We start from the raw sequence: 15,043 nt of genomic DNA, 5'->3' as shown, positions 1-15,043 counted from the left end.
AGTGACCTTGATTCGCCTTGCTAGAACATGTTTCACTGGCCCTCGTGGATACCGCTTCGGCGCCCCCGCTCGCCGCCCCGCTGGACATCGCCTTCGACTACACCCGCTCCCTCGGCCCGGTCCTGGGGCGATTCATGACCGGCCTGCGCGACCGTCGAGTGCTTGGCGCCCGCACCGCCGACGGCCGCGTCCACGTTCCCCCACTCGAATACGATCCGGCGACCCACGCGCCGGTGACCGAGCTCGTTCCCGTCCCGCCCACCGGTACCGTGACCAGCTGGACCTGGACCGACCGCCCGCTCGACGGGCAGCCTCTCGAGCGACCGTTCGGCTGGGCACTGATCCGACTCGACGGAGCCGACACGGCGCTGCTGCACGCCGTCGATGCCGGCACCCGGGAGTCGATGCGGACCGGCATGCGGGTCCGCATCCGCTGGGCCGCGGAGCGATCCGGACACATCCGGGACATCGCCTGCTTCGAGCCCGACGCGGGGCCGCCCCACCCGCCCGATGACAGCACCAGCGGCGATCCCGGCACCAGCAGCGGTGCTGGCGCCAACGGTGAGCTCGTCACCGGCATAACGACGCCGATTCGGCTCTCCTACACCCACACCACCTCCGCCGAGGAGAGTCGATACCTGCACGCACTCTCCGAAGGACGGCTGCTCGGCCAGCGCTGCCCGGCCTGCCGAAAGGTCTACGTACCGCCCCGGGTCTGTCCGGCCGACGGCGTGCCGACCGAGGAGGAGGTGCCGGTCCGCGACCACGGCACGGTCACCACGTTCTGCGTGGTCAACGTTCCCTTCGCCGGGCAGCGACTGGACCCGCCGTACGTGGTCGCCCAGGTCCTCCTCGACGGTGCCGACATCCCGATCCCCCACCTGATCCTCGGCGAGGCCGGTGACGTCCGGATGGGCATGCGGGTGGCCGCGGTCTGGCGGGACCCGGCGACCTGGTCCACCACCCCGGAGAACATCGCGCACTTCCGCCCCACCGGCGAACCGGATGCGCCGTACGAGTCCTACCAGGAGCACCTGTGAACCCGGCTGTCGCCGTCATCGGCTTCGCCCAGGCACCCTGCCGACCATCCGCGGGGACCACCAGTGGCGTCGAAACCCTCGTCCCGCTCTTCCACCAGGCCCTGTCGGCGGCCCACCTCGACCGCCGCGAGGTGGACTTCTGGTGCTCCGGCTCCTCGGACTACCTCGCCGGCCGGGCGTTTTCCTTCGTCAACGCGATCGACGCGATCGGGGCGTACCCGCCGATCTGTGAGTCGCACGTGGAGATGGACGCGGCCTGGGCGTTCTACGAGGCGTACGTGAAGATTCTGGCCGGGGAGGCGGAGACCGCGCTGGTCTACGGCTTCGGCAAGTCCTCGGCCGGTCTGCTGCGCCGGGTGCTGACGCTCCAGCTCGACCCCTACGTGGCCGCGCCGCTCTGGCCCGACTCGGTGAGTGTCGCCGCGCTCCAGGCCCGGCTCGCCATCGACGCCGGGCTCGTCACCGAGCAGGCCATGGCCGACGTGGCGGCCCGCAGCCGGGCCGACGCCAGCACCAACCCCTACGCCCAGGTGTCCGGCCAGTTCACCGTGGACGACCTGGTCGCCACGCCCTACGTCGCCGATCCGCTCCGGGCGCACGACTGCGCACCCGTCTCCGACGGCGCCGCCGCGCTGGTGCTGGCCGCCGGCGAGCGCGCCCGCCGACACCGAAAGCGGCCGGCCTGGATCAGCGGCGTGGCGCACCGGGTCGACCCGCAGGGCCTCGGCGAGCGGGACCTGACCACGGTGCCGTCCGCGACCGCCGCGGCCGAGGCGGTGGCCCTGCCGGCGGACCTGGACGTGGCCGAGCTGCACGCCCCCTTCACCCACCAGGAGCTACTGCTGCGCACCGCACTCGGCCTCGGCGACGAAGTCCGGATCAACCCATCCGGGGGTGCGCTCTGCGGCAACCCCATGTTCTCGGCCGGGCTGGCGCGCATCGGCGCCGCCGCCGAACAGGTCATGAGCGGCCAGGCACGGCGGGCGGCCGGACACGCCACCAGCGGGCCGGCGTTGCAGCAAAACCTCATCTGTCTGCTGGAGGCGAGGTCATGAGACGAGCAGCCGTGCTGGGTACCGGGCAGACGCAGCACCAGACGCGCCGTACCGACGTGTCGATGGCCGGGCTGTGCCGGGAGGCGATCGACCGCGCGTTGGCCGACGCGGGCGTCGACTGGCCGCAGATCGACGCGGTCGTGCTGGGCAAGGCGCCGGACCTGTTCGAGGGCGTGATGATGCCGGAGCTGTTCCTCGCCGACGCGCTGGGAGCCGCCGGGCGCCCGTTGCTGCGGGTGCACACGGCGGGCTCGGTGGGCGGCGCCACCGGGGTCGTGGCGACCAGCCTGGTCCGGGCCGGCATACACCACCGCGTACTCGCGGTCGCGTTCGAGAAGCAGTCGGAGTCCAACGCCATGTGGGCGCTCTCCATCCAACCGCCCTTCACCGCCCCGATCGGGGCCGGGGCCGGTGGCTACTTCGCGCCGCACGTCCGCGCCTACATTCGACGCTCGAACGCACCCGAGCACGTCGGAGCGATGGTCGCGGTGAAAGACCGGCGCAACGGTGCGCTCAACCCCTACGCTCACCTGCGCCAGCCGGAGATCACCCTGAACTCGGTGCAGGCCTCGCCGATGTTGTGGGACCCGATCCGGTACGACGAGACCTGCCCCTCCTCCGACGGTGCCTGCGCGATGGTGATCGGCGACCAGGCGGCAGCCGAGGCGAGCGAGCGGCCGGTGGCGTGGATCCGGGCGACAGCGATGCGCACCGAGCCGACCTACTTCGCCGGCAAGGACCACGTGAACCCGAGGGCCGGCGCCGAGGCCGCCCAGGCACTGTGGCAGGCGGCCGGAATCACCGACCCCCTCACCGAGGTCGACGTGGCGGAGATCTACGTGCCGTTCTCCTGGTTCGAGCCGATGTGGCTGGAAAACCTGGGCTTTGCCGAGGCCGGGCACGGTTGGAAACTCACCGAGTCGGGCGAGACCCAGATCGGTGGGCGCCTGCCGGTCAACCCGTCGGGCGGAGTGCTCTGTTCCAACCCGATCGGCGCCTCCGGCATGCTGCGCTTCGCCGAGGCCGCCAGGCAGGTGATGGGACGGGCCGGCGAGCACCAGGTAGCCGGAGCGAAGACGGCGCTGGGTCACGCGTACGGCGGCGGGTCGCAGTTCTTCTCGATGTGGGTCGTCGGCGACACCCCGGGTCGGTGACGTAGGTACAGGTTCTCATTCCGATGGGGAGGCCCAGATGAACACCTTCAAAACCCTGTTCCTCAGTGCGGCGATCGGCGTGGCGATCGCCGCCCTCGGCATCGCGGCCACCATGGCAGCCCTCAGCCCGACCGCCGCCGAGGTCGCGAGGGAGATGGCCAGCGAGGAAGACTCCGACCCAGCCGCCCCGCCCGCCTTCTACGGCACCCGCTGACAGCCGATCACCACTGTCGACCCGTCACGAAGGCCTACCCGGCAGAACGCGTCCAGCACCTCAACGAACGCTACGATCACATACCCCCGACGGAACCAGGCGGCCATCACGGGCTTGACGCTGGGCCGGGCGGATCCAACGCGCTGCGCGACGCCTATCCTTCATACCCGTAGACGTGGTCTATCCGGCACTTCGGCTACTCGTGAGGTGAATACGGCGTGGCATCGATAGCGCCAGACAGGCAGGTCCGGGATGAAGCTGGACGGCATCGCGGAGGGAGACATCGTCCGCTTCACGACCGACGACAACGGTGTGCGATGGGCAATTGAGCGCGTCCATGCGTCAGGCAACTGCACGATCCGGGTCCTGCCCTTGCCGAATGGCCCGCTCGGGCGGAACGTAGGAGCGGTGCACGAGCAGTTCGCGGGTCTTCGAGCCGTTAATGACCGATTCGCGCCTCGACCTCGGTAGCGCGAGATGCCCGACCCGACCTAGAAAGAGAACATATCGATGGACGTAGGCCTGACCGGGTTCAGCGGATATCACCCCGGGATCGTGTCTGCCTCACTTTCATCCCGCACCGACGGACATGACGTCCGCCAGGTCGAGGCCCGGACACCGTACGCCTACTGCATGACTGAACGGCGCCCCTACCCGTCCGACCTGTCCGACGCCCGCTGGGCCCTCATCGCACCCCGCCTGACCGCCTGACGACAGGCACGCACCGACGCCGGCGTCAGCGGACGTACCCCCACCCACGACCTGCGCGACATCTTCAACGCCATCCTCTACGTCAACCGCACCGGCATCGCCTGGCGCTACCTACCCCACGACTTCCCGCCCTACCGCACCGTCTACGGCTACTTCGCCGCCTGGAGCAAAGAAGGCATCTTCACCGAACTCAACTACCAGCTCACCGGCCTCGTCCGCGACCACCACGGCCGCACCATCACACCCACTGCCTCCATCATGGACAGCCAGAGCGTGAGACCTCCACCAACGTCCCCCTGCCCACACAGGGCCCCGACGCCGGGAAGAAGATCGTCGGCCGTTATCTGGAGCCAGCGCTGACCTGTCCTCTCTCCGAGCCGGCGATTGGCAGCGGGCGGATCTGGAGGTGGTGGCTGGTTTCGTGGCCTGGCTGCGGCTGCCGCCGGTGGCCCGTGGGGCGGTGGCGGTGTTGCCGACGGTCGAGCATCACTGACGGCGGCCAGTGTGAGCCGCAAGCTCGCCGCGGTCAGCACGTTCTACAAATTCCACGCCCGCAACGGCGTCACCGTCGCTGATTTGCTGACTTCGATGCGTCCGGCCGGGCCGCACCGGTCCGCGGCCACGTCTTTCAAGCCGTTCTTTCCGACGATCTCACCATCGCCAGTGGACCTACCAGCAGATCCTGCATGTCCTCGGCACCGCGCCCCACGGCATGCGCGCCAAAGGCATCTGCCTCGCACTGGACGTCGAGCCCTCACCCAAGAACGTCGAAGGCACCCGCGCGAAGCTGAAACACATGGTCAACCGCCACGTCCTCACCGAAAACGAACCCGGAGTATTCACCCTCGCCCCGAACCAGACCTAACACTCCGAACCGCCCTCTTCAGTTTCATCCACCTGACCCCGCCGGCACCGGCCGGCGCACAGCGGCGATCGCCGGCGAGGAGTCCCGAATGCCGGAGACCACTGAAAGGGAGCAATGGACACAGTGAAGTAATCTCAGCGACTTTGCGGTAGGTACTTGTACTCGAAGTGGGTCAGGTGAAGTGCGGCGGCGACGATGTCGCTGATCCGGCGTGGGCTGGCGGTGGTGCGCCGGAGGGTTTTCCAGCGTCCGGTCAGGATCGCGAAGCCCCGTTCGCCCTGCCAGCGCAGTCCGCGTAGTAGCCGGTTGTAGGCGCGGTTGTCGGGAGCGAGTTGTTGCCTGCCGGTGGGTTGCTTGATCGGGACTTTGACGCCTTGGCCTGCGCCTTCGTAACCGGAGTCGGCCAGGGTGGGCAGGTCGAGTTCGGAAGCGGCCCAGTTCAGGGCGGCGGTGATGCCCTGCACTTGGGCGCAGGTGAGGTCGTGTAGGTGCCCCGGCATCACCTCGGAGGTCCACACGGGCAGTCCATCCGGACGCATGATCGCTTGAACATTTCCGCCGAAGTCGCGGTGCTTGCCGCAATACCAGGCGTCGATCGTGTCGCCCTTGACGCTGACGGTGGTTTCAGCCACCCGGTCGCAGTCGAACAGTTTCCCGTCCAGGATCACGTACGACCAGCCGTCGTCGGCGACACGGCGCAGGGCCGCGTGCAGATCCTGGGCCTGCGCGGCCAGCACCGTGACGCCTTCAGCCAGGTACCGGTACGCGGTCGCGCGGGAGATCCCGAACCCGGCGCCCAGCAGGGTCACGTCCTCGCCTTTACGGAACCAGACGAGCACCAGGAGCGCTTGGTGGAAGCAGGTCAACGCGCGAGTGTCGCGTCGTGTCCCCTTGGCGTTGCGTTGCGCGGCCAGCAGCCGGCCGAGGTACTGCACGAGTTCCCTGGGGACGTCGGCCGTGGCACGATATGCGATCACGTGGGGTCCTCACCGTGTGGGTGATCTTGTGGTGAGAACTACCTACCGAGGGCCCCACGCCCACTTCCAGCACCGTCCGATCTCATCGCTTTCGCCCGTGTCGCACCAATCAACACCTTCGCGTCGCTGAGATCAGTTCAGTCACGTAGGCGGTCGCTGCTGGCCCGCGGCCGCCCAGGACACACCATCGCTGTACGCCGTCGCATCAGACTCCGGCCTGGCCTGGGGCGAAATACCTTTGGCCCAGTTAGGTGACTGGTACCACCACCGACCCACACACCGGACAGCGGACAGCGGGCACCGATCCGCCCGCGGCCAATGCTCGACGATGATCCGCCGGGCGGACACGACCATACGGTTGCATAGCTGCGCCGGCGGCAGGCCGATCACCACCTGACCCGACTTGGGCCATCACCGCAGGCAGGCCCGTTGCTGGGCCAACCGCGTCATCAACGGCCGCGCATCCAGGATCACCGTCGGCTGATCCGGCGCCGCCGGAAGGCGCCGAGCCCTCGGTCGAGTTCGTACTGTGTCGGCGCCGGCACGAAGGTCAGGTCGGCGTGGTCCATGGTCGGCGACCTTCGACGCCGAGGACATTGTCCGCCGCGCCGCCAAGTACGCACCACCCGACGAGGAGGGCGTTCTCCAACGACGTGACCACGCCCGGCTGCACCAAAGCGATCTCCGCGCCCATCGCGGCTTCGATTCTGGCTCGGCATGGCAGGGACATGCGGGTGAGAGAACCCGATTAGCAGCGCTGGCAGGCTGAAGCCGCCGCCTTGCCGGCCCGCTCGTCGTTCTGGCAGCTTCCAGCGCGCGACCAACCCCAACTGACTCGCGGGTACCGGCCGGTCAGGGATCTGGCCGGCCGGTACCATGTCAGGAATGACTAACGGATTCGCTCCTTACATTGTGGCGGCGGAGGTGCCGTCCGTCACTGTCTACCGCGAGCTGCGCGAAGCCAGTGGGCTGAGCCCGAAGACCATCTCCGCAGCCGCCGCCGGCCTGCCGAACACGTGGTATGGCGTGGTTGTCCGGCACGACGGTAAACCGGTCGGGATGGGTCGCGTGGTCGGCGACGGCGGCTGCCACTTCCAGGTGGTCGATGTCTGCGTACGCCCCGAGCACCAGGGGCATGGGCTCGGCAAGCGGATCATGGAAGCGCTCACCGCGGAACTAGAACGCCAAGTGCCCGACAGCGCCTACGTCTCCCTCATCGCCGACGGTGACGCCCGCCACCTGTACACCCGCTTCGGCTTCACCGAAACCGCCCCAGCCTCGGTCGGCATGGCCCGCGCCTTCACCGCCAGCCGGCGCTCCGGAAGCTGACCTCTCACAGCTGCCACCGTCCTCGCTACCGGCGCGCCCGCATCAACTCCGGCAGGCCGCGGCGACCGAGGCCATGCCCGCCCACGCGGTGGCACCGCGGCTGGTTTGGGTGACCCGTGCTGCGGTGTCTTCGTAGAGCTGCCGCCAGGCGGTGGTGCTGTCCAGGTCGGCCAGGAGGTCTTCCTCACCCGGGGACAGCCAACGGCCGGCGCGGCAGTTCCGCAGCCATTGCCGGTGCGCGGCGGCGGTACTACTGTGGGTGGTCAGCCAGCCCACCGGCAGTCGGGCCGCCCACGCCTGTAACCGGGCGTGTAGGCCGGCGATCGGGGCGAGGTGCTGTTGGACCCGCAGGTAGGCCGGAGGTGTTCTCGCTTCGGTCGCCGGCCCACCAGTGGCCGGCGTGGGTCAGGCTCAGCAGCCGTTCGCGGTAGGCCAGGGCGCTGGTCCGGGTCAGTACCAGGTCGAACACGTCGAGCAGGTGCGGGTCGGCTGCCAGTGGTGGACCGGCCGCGATCTCGTACCGCTGGTACAGGTCGGTCAGGTCGGCCAGCACGTCGGTCCCAGGAGGAAGGTCCCAAGAGGGCAGCACCGTCATCTCACGGCCTGCCGTAGACCGACACGTGCCGTGGGCAGGACGCCTCGTACGGGCGTTTGTCCCACCCTCCGTACCGGTTGACCAGTGTGAGTCCGGCCAGTTGTGCCATCAGGTCGAGCTCTGACGGCCAGATGTAGCGGATGTCGGCGGGTAGTACCGCTGCGGGTTGCCCGTCTGCCATCCGTAGCTCGCGGAAGGTGATCCGCTGGCTGACCGGATCGTGCATGGTGGCCAAAATGTCTACTCTGTCGGTGTCGAACGCGCGTAGCGCCACATTCTGGCGGTTGAGCACGGCGCACTGCCGCAGTGGTACGAACGCTTCCACGACCACGGTGCCCTCCTCGGTCAGCACCCGGGCCATGCTCGTGAAGCAGTCGATCTGCTGCTGCTGGGTCAGCAGTGAGAACAGTGTGCTGGTGGTGGAGTAGACCAGATCAAACGAGCCGTCGACGTCGATGACGGTCATGTCACCGACGACGGGGGTCACCGCACGAGTACCCCGGTGTTGTTCGATGCGTTTACACATCGTGGGTGAGATGCCGAGCGCGACGACGGACACACCCTGGTCCGCCAGCGCGTACGCGACCTTTCCCGCCCCGGGCCCTAGTAGTGCTTTGTTAGGTTGGGACAAGTTGGTGGCAGAGGGGGCAGAACCCGAGCCAGGTCGCGAGTAGGTATTGCAGTTCGCGCAGGACGGCGTAGAGGCTCAGGTCTGCCCCGCTGCTTTTGGGCGTGTCAGCCTCAGGTGGGTGAGGAATAGGTGGGCGGCTGCGGTGAGGGTGACGTGGCGGTGCCAGCCGGTCCAGGATCGTCCTTCGAAGTGGTCGAGGCCGAGGGCGGTGTTGAGCTCGCGGTAGTCGTGTTCGATGCGCCAGCGGCTTTTGGCGAGGCGGACCAGTTCGGCAAGCGGTGTGTCGGCGGGGAGGTCGGACAGCCAGTAGTCGCTGGGTTCGTCCTGGCCGGGGGGCCATTGCACGAGTAGCCAGCATTCGGGCAGGACCCCGTCGTCGCCGCGGTGGGGTCCGCGTCGGATGGCCCGGCCGGCGGGACGCACCCGTAGGGCGAAGAAGTGCCCGGATAGTTCACCGATAGGCCGGTCCGGGTCGCGGTCGGGTGTGGGTAGCCGGGCGCGCCAGCGCACCAGCGTCGTGGCGTCGGCGCCGTGGGCCAGTGCGAGGTGTATCAGGCTGCGGGCCGGGTGGGGGTAGCGCGGTGCGGGATGCTTGCCGACACCGGCGTAGGGCACCTGCACCGGTTGGGCGTCGCCGGGTTGCGCGGTGGTCGACGACGTGGTCGCGACAATGTAGCCGATGCCGCGTTCGGTCAATCCCTGACGGAACTCGGCGACCTGCCCGTAGCCGGCGTCGGCGGTCAGCAGCGGCGGACGTAGTCCCCACTGGGCCAGCTCGTCGAGCATGTCCAGGGCCATCAGCCACTTCGGCCGGTACCGCTCGGTGTCGGGGACCTTGGATGCCGCCCGCCGGCGGCGGATCTGCGCGATCTGCTCGGCGCGGCCGGCCGCACCCGGGTGTTGGGCTTCTTCGCCCCGGCCGCATCGAGGGTGACCGGCTGCTGACGCAGTCTGCGGGCGTGCACGTTGGCGGGCTTGCCGTCCGGGCCGGGCACGCAGCCCTCATCCCAGGACTCCGGCAGGAACAACCGCCAGTTCAGCACCGCCGACGCCGTGTCAGTCGCCACGTGAACCGTGACGGCGATCTGGCAGTTGGCGACCTTTCCGAGAGTGCCGGAGTACTGCCGGGCCACACACGCCGAGGCCTTGCCGTCCTTCGGGAATCCAGTGTCGTCGACCACCCACACCTCAGGCGCCACCACCTCGACCGCGGCCGTGGCCAGCCGCCGCCGCACACCGCCGACATCCCAGGTGGACGAGGTCAGGAACTGCTGCAACTGCTGATGATCCACCCCGAGCCGCTGCGCCATCGGCTGCATCGACTTCCGCCGGCCATCCAGCATCAACCCCCGCAGATACCGCAGACCCGTCGCCCGCTGATCCGACCGCCCGCAACCCCGCGAAGATCCCCGCCGCGAAGTCCTCCAACCGCCCCCGCACCCGGGCGAGTTCCCGCTCATCCACGCACCGCAGCCAAACACCGCCACCATGCTCACACAAGCGACACGCCACAACGACCTAACAAAGCACTACTAGTTCCAGGGCGCGGTTGCCGGCGGCGTGGGGGCCAGGTGGGTTTAAGGCCGAAGGCCTTCCAGATCCGACCCACCGTCGAGCGCGACAGCCCAGACTCGGCCGCCATCGACGCCCGCGACCAGTGCGTGGCGTCGGTCGGCGTGCGCTCCAAGGTAGCAACCACGACCTGCTCGACCTGCTCATCACCGATCGTGCGTGGTGCGCCCGGCCGGGGCTGGTCAACCAGACCCTGAAACCGGCGGGCCACGAACCGGTTACGCCACTTGCCCACCGTCTGCGGCCAGATCCCCCACTCCGCAGCAACATCCTGATTGGACTTGCCTTCCGCGCAGCCCAACACGATCCGACACCGCTGAGCCAGGGCCTACGACGACGTGGCCCGCCGTGACCAACGCACCAACGTCGCGCGTTCCTCATCGGTCAACGTCACCACAACCACCGGCCGACCTCTACGCGCCACCCACCAATCCTACAATTAATCAACGAATTCCCGGCGCAGGACACTAGATAATGACGGGTCCCACCTGCACATTCGCTTAACGGTTCTACCCGTCGAATATCAGCGTCGTCGATGCTGACAGCAGTCATGACAGCAACACCGACGCACGCCCGGCAACAAGGGCAGCCCGTTGACCCGGACCACCACTGATGGACGCCACCACCCCTGCCGGCTCAAGCGCATCCCGGCGGCGTCGGGCGACCGCTCCCTGGATGGCCCTTGACCGCGAGCCCATGACGGCCGGACATGGCCACCGGAGCCAGGCGGTTCATGAGTAGACGTCCTTGCGATGCCCGACATCATGGACGGTCAATTCGTCACCGTCGAGGCGGTAGAGCACCCGGTAGTCACCGACCCGCAACCGACGCCCGGATCCGTCGCGCATCTCGGTCGAGTTCTGCGGCGCAGGGTCGGAGACCAGGCCGAGGATCGCGCTCAGGACGGTCAGGAAGACGTTGCGGGGCTGCTTGTGCAGCCAGACCAGCACATCCCGGTCGATCTACACCTTCACGCCGCCGCGCCGCCGGCCCGGTCGGCCAGCAGCGCCTCCACCTCACGAGGATCCACCCCGAGCGACTCCAGAGCCGCCGACAACGGCACGAACTCACCCTCAGCACGGGAACGAGCAATCACCGCAGCGTCCCGACGGTCCCGGAACGCCTCGATCTCCTCCCACTCGTCAATACCGACCAGGACGGCCACGGGCCGCTCGTACTTCGTGATGACAACCGGCTCACCGGTGCGCTCCACCCCGTCCAGCACCCGACCCGCGCCATCACGGAACTCCCGCAACGTAATCCTCGTCATACACCACACCGTACCATGCGGTACCGTTCAGCATGAGAGAAGCGGCGCAGCCCCGAAACCCCGACCAACCGACCCCGCCGCCGACGGAGCCACTGGGCTAAAGATTGCTTCACCTAATCAAGAACGGCCCTGCTTGGGCCGGGCCGCGCGCACGCGCTACACCTTCGGCCCCGCGCGCACGCACCCGACGGACCACCAGAAGCATCAAACCAACCACGGCGCGGCAACAGGCCGGGGACGATCCCCTCAGTGGATCAGCACCGCAGTGGGTTCGGGGATCGAGTAGGGGGCCGGGTCGCCCGACCCCCTCTCACACCACCGGACATACGGGCCCGCATCCGGCGGTTCGTCAAGCCGCTCGGTTGAACCGTTGCCAGAGTCCGAAGAGCCGGTGCAGGCCGAGGTTGTCCCAGTAGGCGCCGGGCAGGGCGACGCTGAGCGCGGTAGACCTGGCCATACGCCAATGGCCCCGGCGGCTGTTGCCCCACTGGTGGGCTTGGCCAGTCGGGATCCCCATCGACTTGAGGGCTCGCACTCTGCGTGTGGGAAGTTTCCATTCCTTCCAGCGCACCTGCCGCAGCCGGCGGTGTAGCCAGGCATCCATCCGGCGGAACACAGTCGGCGTGCCGACGAGCCGGAAGTAGCCCATCCACCCGAGCATGAACCCGTTGAGTTCTTCGATCCGACTGCCCATCGGCACCCGCCAGTTGCGGCGGGTCAGTTGGCGTAGCCGCTGCTTGCGCCGCAGCACCGCCTTGGGATCGACCCGGATCCTGACCTCGGACCCGGAACAGTAGAACCCGAATCCGAGCAATGTTGCCTTCGGAGCCGAGCGAACTGAGGACTTGTCCTGGTTCACCTTGAGCCTTAACCGTTCCTCGATCACCCTCGTGACCGAGGCGAGCACCCTGTGGGCGGCTCGTTCGCTACGCACGAACACGCGAACATCGTCGGCCTAGCGAACGAACCGGTGACCGCGCTGCCACAGCTCCCGGTCCAAGTCATCGAGCATCATGTTCGACAAGATCGGCGAGAGTGGGGAGCCCTGCGGCATCCCTTCCTCGGTCGCCAGTTTGACCCCATCGACCATCACCCCGGCTTCCAGGTACCGGCGGATGAACTTGAGCAGCCTACGGTCGTCAACCTTGCGAGCCACCCGCGCCATGAACACATCGAACTGAACCCGGTCGAAGAACCGGTCCAGATCAACATCGACGACCCAGCACAGCCCGTCATCGACCGCTCGCCGCGCGACCTGCACCGCCCGATGGGCGGACCTGCCGGGACGAAACCCGAAGCTGGCACCACTGAAATGCGGGTCGAAGATCGGCGTGAGCACCTACGCGATCGCCTGCTGGATCAACCGGTCCAGCACCGTGGGCACACCCAAATTCCGCGAACCGCCCCCGGGCTTAGAGATCACCACCCGGCGCACCGGCTGCGGCTGGTACGTACCCGCGTCCAGAGCCTCCCGGACCTGCCCCCAGTGCTGGCGCAGCCACCCACGAAGCTCGTGCGTAACCAGACCACCCACACCAGATGCACCCCGATTGGACTCCACACGCTTCAACGCACGACCAAGATTCCGCGGCGAGAGCACCTGCTCCCACAACGACAGCCCCTCGACCGCCAAGACGCTATCCCCAATGCGCGCCGACCGGCCGCCACACTCCACCGCAGCCTTGGACGGACCCACCCTCACCGCCCACAACGAGCCCGCGTCCGCAGGATGGCTGCGATCACCACGACCGACACGAGCAACACCAGATCCTTCGCCTCACTTAACGTTCAGCCCATCCCGACATGAAACATCGACCCCCGCCGGTACTACGGCCTCTGCTGACTTCTGCCCAGTCCACCCCGCCCTCACCGCCGAGACCGTCGCCACCAGCGGCGGCAACACCCGGACAGACCTCCCCGGAAAAGAACGATCACTTTCCCCCTACACCCGCCGCGACTACGTGACGGCCCTATCGATGGTGACGGGCTTCGTCGTGCAATGCCGACTCACCCAAGCCGCCCCGCCTCACTACACGGATCGTATCCCTCGGTGCAGGGCTTCGCCTCGGGCTTCCTCCCGACCCCGCCTCACAACGACGCCGTTGCCTCCGGCTCGGGGCAAGCACCACCTCTCTCCCCAGGGGACTATCACCCCCAAGCAATCACCCATGCCGGGCATACATCGACACCGCACCGCTACGCGACACGCCACCGCAAAACCCGCTAGCCCTCCACTGCAAACCATCACACCTATACATCTAGATTGGTGTCGAGTCCCCGACGGCAACCGTGACGGCAACGTCCGCGAACGCTCATCACCCTCGGCGCACTTAGGAGCGGCGAGGGCACGGATCGTAACGATGTCACCCAGAAGAGTGCATCGACGCAGACCACGTTAGCCATTAGCCCTCAGGGTTGAGAGCGCCGCACCTGCGGCATCCACGATCGCTGTCCAGCCCGGCGCCCGTAAATATTCCTCGTCGGAAAGATCCGTGCCCAATTCGTCGAATAACGAATCGATTGCTTGGGCCAAGCATCGCATCGCATTGACTTCCTTCTGAGATCTTAGGTAGGTGCCGATTGCGGCGTCCGGATCTTCCAGTACCTGCGTATCATCACACAGAATGTGGATACGATGAGTGAACTCGTCATACTCGCCGGGAGGTAGTTCGCGTCGGATCCACGCAGACCACTGATACGCCGGGTCTGCCAGGGCCTTCACGGCCCGAACCATCTCATGCCGCATCTCGGGAAATCGAATGTCACTCATGGCCGATCCCAAGAAGACCAGCTCCTCCACCCACTGAACGGAATATGCGTTTTCGTGGGATCTTGGTCGATGGCACCGCTAATACTACCCGGCAAATTTGCCTTCATTGCCCCATCAAGAGTAATCAATTCGCTATAAGCTAATGAAGTAATCTCAGCGACTTTGCGGTAGGTACTTGTACTCGAAGTGGGTCAGGTGAAGTGCGGCGGCGACGATGTCGCTGATCCGGCGTGGGCTGGCGGTGGTGCGCCGGAGGGTTTTCCAGCGTCCGGTCAGGATCGCGAAGCCCCGTTCGCCCTGCCAGCGCAGTCCGCGTAGTAGCCGGTTGTAGGCGCGGTTGTCGGGAGCGAGTTGTTGCCTGCCGGTGGGTTGCTTGATCGGGACTTTGACGCCTTGGCCTGCGCCTTCGTAACCGGAGTCGGCCAGGGTGGGCAGGTCGAGTTCGGAAGCGGCCCAGTTCAGGGCGGCGGTGATGCCCTGCACTTGGGCGCAGGTGAGGTCGTGTAGGTGCCCCGGCATCACCTCGGAGGTCCACACGGGCAGTCCATCCGGACGCATGATCGCTTGAACATTTCCGCCGAAGTCGCGGTGCTTGCCGCAATACCAGGCGTCGATCGTGTCGCCCTTGACGCTGACGGTGGTTTCAGCCACCCGGTCGCAGTCGAACAGTTTCCCGTCCAGGATCACGTACGACCAGCCGTCGTCGGCGACACGGCGCAGGGCCGCGTGCAGATCCTGGGCCTGCGCGGCCAGCACCGTGACGCCTTCAGCCAGGTACCGGTACGCGGTCGCGCGGGAGATCCCGAACCCGGCGCCCAGCAGGGTCACGTCCTCGCCTTTACGGAACCAGACGAGCACCA

At 67.4% G+C, this 15,043-nt stretch carries 21 protein-coding genes and 2 pseudogenes; 8 read left to right on the top strand and 15 right to left on the bottom strand.

The genetic code is table 11. The annotated features are described in order from the left end of the window. Nucleotides 1–44: 44 nt before the first annotated feature. From SALPAC6_RS0122490 to SALPAC6_RS26600, 7 genes and pseudogenes are all read left to right on the top strand, one after another. Nucleotides 45–1,040, top strand: a complete 996-nt coding sequence (locus SALPAC6_RS0122490) for a Zn-ribbon domain-containing OB-fold protein (protein WP_018255567.1) — start codon at nucleotides 45–47, stop codon at nucleotides 1,038–1,040. Beyond that, nucleotides 1,037–2,095 carry a thiolase domain-containing protein gene (locus SALPAC6_RS0122485; protein ID WP_018255566.1) on the top strand — a complete coding sequence of 353 codons (1,059 nt, stop codon included), beginning with the start codon at nucleotides 1,037–1,039 and terminating at the stop codon, nucleotides 2,093–2,095. Before SALPAC6_RS0122490 ends, SALPAC6_RS0122485 begins: the two co-directional genes overlap by 4 nt. Continuing rightward, on the top strand, nucleotides 2,092–3,249 hold the full coding sequence (locus tag SALPAC6_RS0122480) for a thiolase domain-containing protein (RefSeq protein ID WP_026189979.1): 1,158 nt from the start codon (nucleotides 2,092–2,094) through the stop codon (nucleotides 3,247–3,249). Before SALPAC6_RS0122485 ends, SALPAC6_RS0122480 begins: the two co-directional genes overlap by 4 nt. Before the next feature lie 37 nt (nucleotides 3,250–3,286). Next, a complete protein-coding gene (locus SALPAC6_RS29765) occupies nucleotides 3,287–3,463 on the top strand; it encodes a hypothetical protein (protein ID WP_018255564.1) in 177 nt (58 codons plus the stop codon). Nucleotides 3,464–3,715: 252 nt separating this feature from the next. Next, nucleotides 3,716–3,934, top strand: coding sequence for a DUF4265 domain-containing protein (locus SALPAC6_RS28460; protein WP_027661625.1), 219 nt, complete (start codon nucleotides 3,716–3,718; stop codon nucleotides 3,932–3,934). 162 nt (nucleotides 3,935–4,096) lie between these two features. Beyond that, nucleotides 4,097–4,515: pseudogene (locus tag SALPAC6_RS26605) on the top strand (transposase); the annotation flags it as partial. 371 nt (nucleotides 4,516–4,886) lie between these two features. After that, nucleotides 4,887–5,039, top strand: coding sequence for a hypothetical protein (locus tag SALPAC6_RS26600; RefSeq protein WP_018255561.1), 153 nt, complete (start codon nucleotides 4,887–4,889; stop codon nucleotides 5,037–5,039). Nucleotides 5,040–5,173: 134 nt separating this feature from the next. On the opposite strand, the gene SALPAC6_RS0122445 is transcribed toward SALPAC6_RS26600, so the two are convergent. The 3 genes from SALPAC6_RS0122445 to SALPAC6_RS29525 all read right to left on the bottom strand — a co-directional run bounded on the left by SALPAC6_RS0122445 (nucleotide 5,174) and on the right by SALPAC6_RS29525 (nucleotide 6,710). Then, complete coding sequence (locus SALPAC6_RS0122445) at nucleotides 5,174–6,016, bottom strand: IS5/IS1182 family transposase (protein ID WP_018251432.1); 843 nt, start codon at nucleotides 6,014–6,016, stop codon at nucleotides 5,174–5,176. Between the two features lie 411 nt (nucleotides 6,017–6,427). Next, nucleotides 6,428–6,613, bottom strand: coding sequence for a hypothetical protein (locus SALPAC6_RS31355; RefSeq protein WP_026189978.1), 186 nt, complete (start codon nucleotides 6,611–6,613; stop codon nucleotides 6,428–6,430). Further along, nucleotides 6,567–6,710: a hypothetical protein gene (locus tag SALPAC6_RS29525; RefSeq protein WP_162562055.1), complete on the bottom strand. Its 144-nt coding sequence runs from the start codon at nucleotides 6,708–6,710 to the stop codon at nucleotides 6,567–6,569. Before SALPAC6_RS29525 ends, SALPAC6_RS31355 begins: the two co-directional genes overlap by 47 nt. A 191-nt stretch (nucleotides 6,711–6,901) precedes the next feature. Here SALPAC6_RS29525 and SALPAC6_RS0122430 point away from each other — a divergent pair, with 191 nt between their 5' ends. Next, nucleotides 6,902–7,345: a GNAT family N-acetyltransferase gene (locus SALPAC6_RS0122430; RefSeq protein WP_026189977.1), complete on the top strand. Its 444-nt coding sequence runs from the start codon at nucleotides 6,902–6,904 to the stop codon at nucleotides 7,343–7,345. A gap of 42 nt (nucleotides 7,346–7,387) precedes the next feature. Here SALPAC6_RS0122430 and SALPAC6_RS29520 read toward each other — a convergent pair whose 3' ends face one another. From SALPAC6_RS29520 to SALPAC6_RS26585, 12 genes and pseudogenes are all read right to left on the bottom strand, one after another. Then, nucleotides 7,388–7,621 carry a hypothetical protein gene (locus SALPAC6_RS29520; protein ID WP_027661730.1) on the bottom strand — a complete coding sequence of 78 codons (234 nt, stop codon included), beginning with the start codon at nucleotides 7,619–7,621 and terminating at the stop codon, nucleotides 7,388–7,390. Further along, nucleotides 7,596–7,940 carry a hypothetical protein gene (locus SALPAC6_RS0122425; RefSeq protein ID WP_033666995.1) on the bottom strand — a complete coding sequence of 115 codons (345 nt, stop codon included), beginning with the start codon at nucleotides 7,938–7,940 and terminating at the stop codon, nucleotides 7,596–7,598. Before SALPAC6_RS0122425 ends, SALPAC6_RS29520 begins: the two co-directional genes overlap by 26 nt. A 1-nt stretch (nucleotide 7,941) precedes the next feature. Beyond that, nucleotides 7,942–8,571: a class I SAM-dependent methyltransferase gene (locus SALPAC6_RS26595; RefSeq protein ID WP_080636119.1), complete on the bottom strand. Its 630-nt coding sequence runs from the start codon at nucleotides 8,569–8,571 to the stop codon at nucleotides 7,942–7,944. A 75-nt stretch (nucleotides 8,572–8,646) separates the two neighbouring features. Next, a pseudogene (locus SALPAC6_RS26590) lies at nucleotides 8,647–10,035 on the bottom strand (IS701 family transposase). 28 nt (nucleotides 10,036–10,063) lie between these two features. Further along, nucleotides 10,064–10,468 (bottom strand): helix-turn-helix domain-containing protein, encoded by a 405-nt coding sequence (locus SALPAC6_RS28450; protein WP_317889036.1) that lies wholly within the window; start codon nucleotides 10,466–10,468, stop codon nucleotides 10,064–10,066. Nucleotides 10,469–10,874: 406 nt separating this feature from the next. Further along, on the bottom strand, nucleotides 10,875–11,105 hold the full coding sequence (locus tag SALPAC6_RS0122400; RefSeq protein ID WP_033666949.1) for a type II toxin-antitoxin system RelE family toxin: 231 nt from the start codon (nucleotides 11,103–11,105) through the stop codon (nucleotides 10,875–10,877). Nucleotides 11,106–11,113: 8 nt separating this feature from the next. Continuing rightward, complete coding sequence (locus tag SALPAC6_RS0122395; RefSeq protein WP_188115270.1) at nucleotides 11,114–11,413, bottom strand: type II toxin-antitoxin system Phd/YefM family antitoxin; 300 nt, start codon at nucleotides 11,411–11,413, stop codon at nucleotides 11,114–11,116. A 349-nt stretch (nucleotides 11,414–11,762) separates the two neighbouring features. Then, nucleotides 11,763–12,353: a group II intron maturase-specific domain-containing protein gene (locus tag SALPAC6_RS30560; RefSeq protein WP_018255554.1), complete on the bottom strand. Its 591-nt coding sequence runs from the start codon at nucleotides 12,351–12,353 to the stop codon at nucleotides 11,763–11,765. A 15-nt stretch (nucleotides 12,354–12,368) separates the two neighbouring features. Further along, nucleotides 12,369–12,752 (bottom strand): reverse transcriptase domain-containing protein, encoded by a 384-nt coding sequence (locus tag SALPAC6_RS30555; RefSeq protein ID WP_018255553.1) that lies wholly within the window; start codon nucleotides 12,750–12,752, stop codon nucleotides 12,369–12,371. Beyond that, nucleotides 12,753–12,947 carry a hypothetical protein gene (locus tag SALPAC6_RS30550; protein ID WP_223874374.1) on the bottom strand — a complete coding sequence of 65 codons (195 nt, stop codon included), beginning with the start codon at nucleotides 12,945–12,947 and terminating at the stop codon, nucleotides 12,753–12,755. Nucleotides 12,948–13,808: 861 nt separating this feature from the next. After that, nucleotides 13,809–14,213, bottom strand: coding sequence for an SCO4402 family protein (locus tag SALPAC6_RS0122375; RefSeq protein ID WP_018255551.1), 405 nt, complete (start codon nucleotides 14,211–14,213; stop codon nucleotides 13,809–13,811). Between the two features lie 123 nt (nucleotides 14,214–14,336). Beyond that, nucleotides 14,337–15,043: transposase family protein (locus SALPAC6_RS26585; protein ID WP_018255550.1), on the bottom strand; the 707-nt coding region annotated here is incomplete at its 5' end.

The organism is Salinispora mooreana (genome assembly GCF_000379065.1).
In the GTDB taxonomy this organism is placed as follows: Bacteria; Actinomycetota; Actinomycetes; order Mycobacteriales; family Micromonosporaceae; genus Micromonospora; species Micromonospora mooreana.
This window is presented reverse-complemented; position numbering and strand designations above follow the sequence as displayed.

Coding starts and splice junctions, on each gene's coding strand:
- SALPAC6_RS0122480 (WP_026189979.1), top strand. CDS start 2,092: ATGAGACGAGCAGCCGTGCTGGGTACCGGGCAGACGCAGCACCAGACG.
- SALPAC6_RS29765 (WP_018255564.1), top strand. CDS start 3,287: ATGAACACCTTCAAAACCCTGTTCCTCAGTGCGGCGATCGGCGTGGCG.
- SALPAC6_RS28460 (WP_027661625.1), top strand. CDS start 3,716: ATGAAGCTGGACGGCATCGCGGAGGGAGACATCGTCCGCTTCACGACC.
- SALPAC6_RS26600 (WP_018255561.1), top strand. CDS start 4,887: ATGCGCGCCAAAGGCATCTGCCTCGCACTGGACGTCGAGCCCTCACCC.
- SALPAC6_RS31355 (WP_026189978.1), bottom strand. CDS start 6,613: ATGTCCTCGGCGTCGAAGGTCGCCGACCATGGACCACGCCGACCTGAC.
- SALPAC6_RS29525 (WP_162562055.1), bottom strand. CDS start 6,710: ATGGGCGCGGAGATCGCTTTGGTGCAGCCGGGCGTGGTCACGTCGTTG.
- SALPAC6_RS0122430 (WP_026189977.1), top strand. CDS start 6,902: ATGACTAACGGATTCGCTCCTTACATTGTGGCGGCGGAGGTGCCGTCC.
- SALPAC6_RS0122425 (WP_033666995.1), bottom strand. CDS start 7,940: ATGACGGTGCTGCCCTCTTGGGACCTTCCTCCTGGGACCGACGTGCTG.
- SALPAC6_RS0122395 (WP_188115270.1), bottom strand. CDS start 11,413: ATGACGAGGATTACGTTGCGGGAGTTCCGTGATGGCGCGGGTCGGGTG.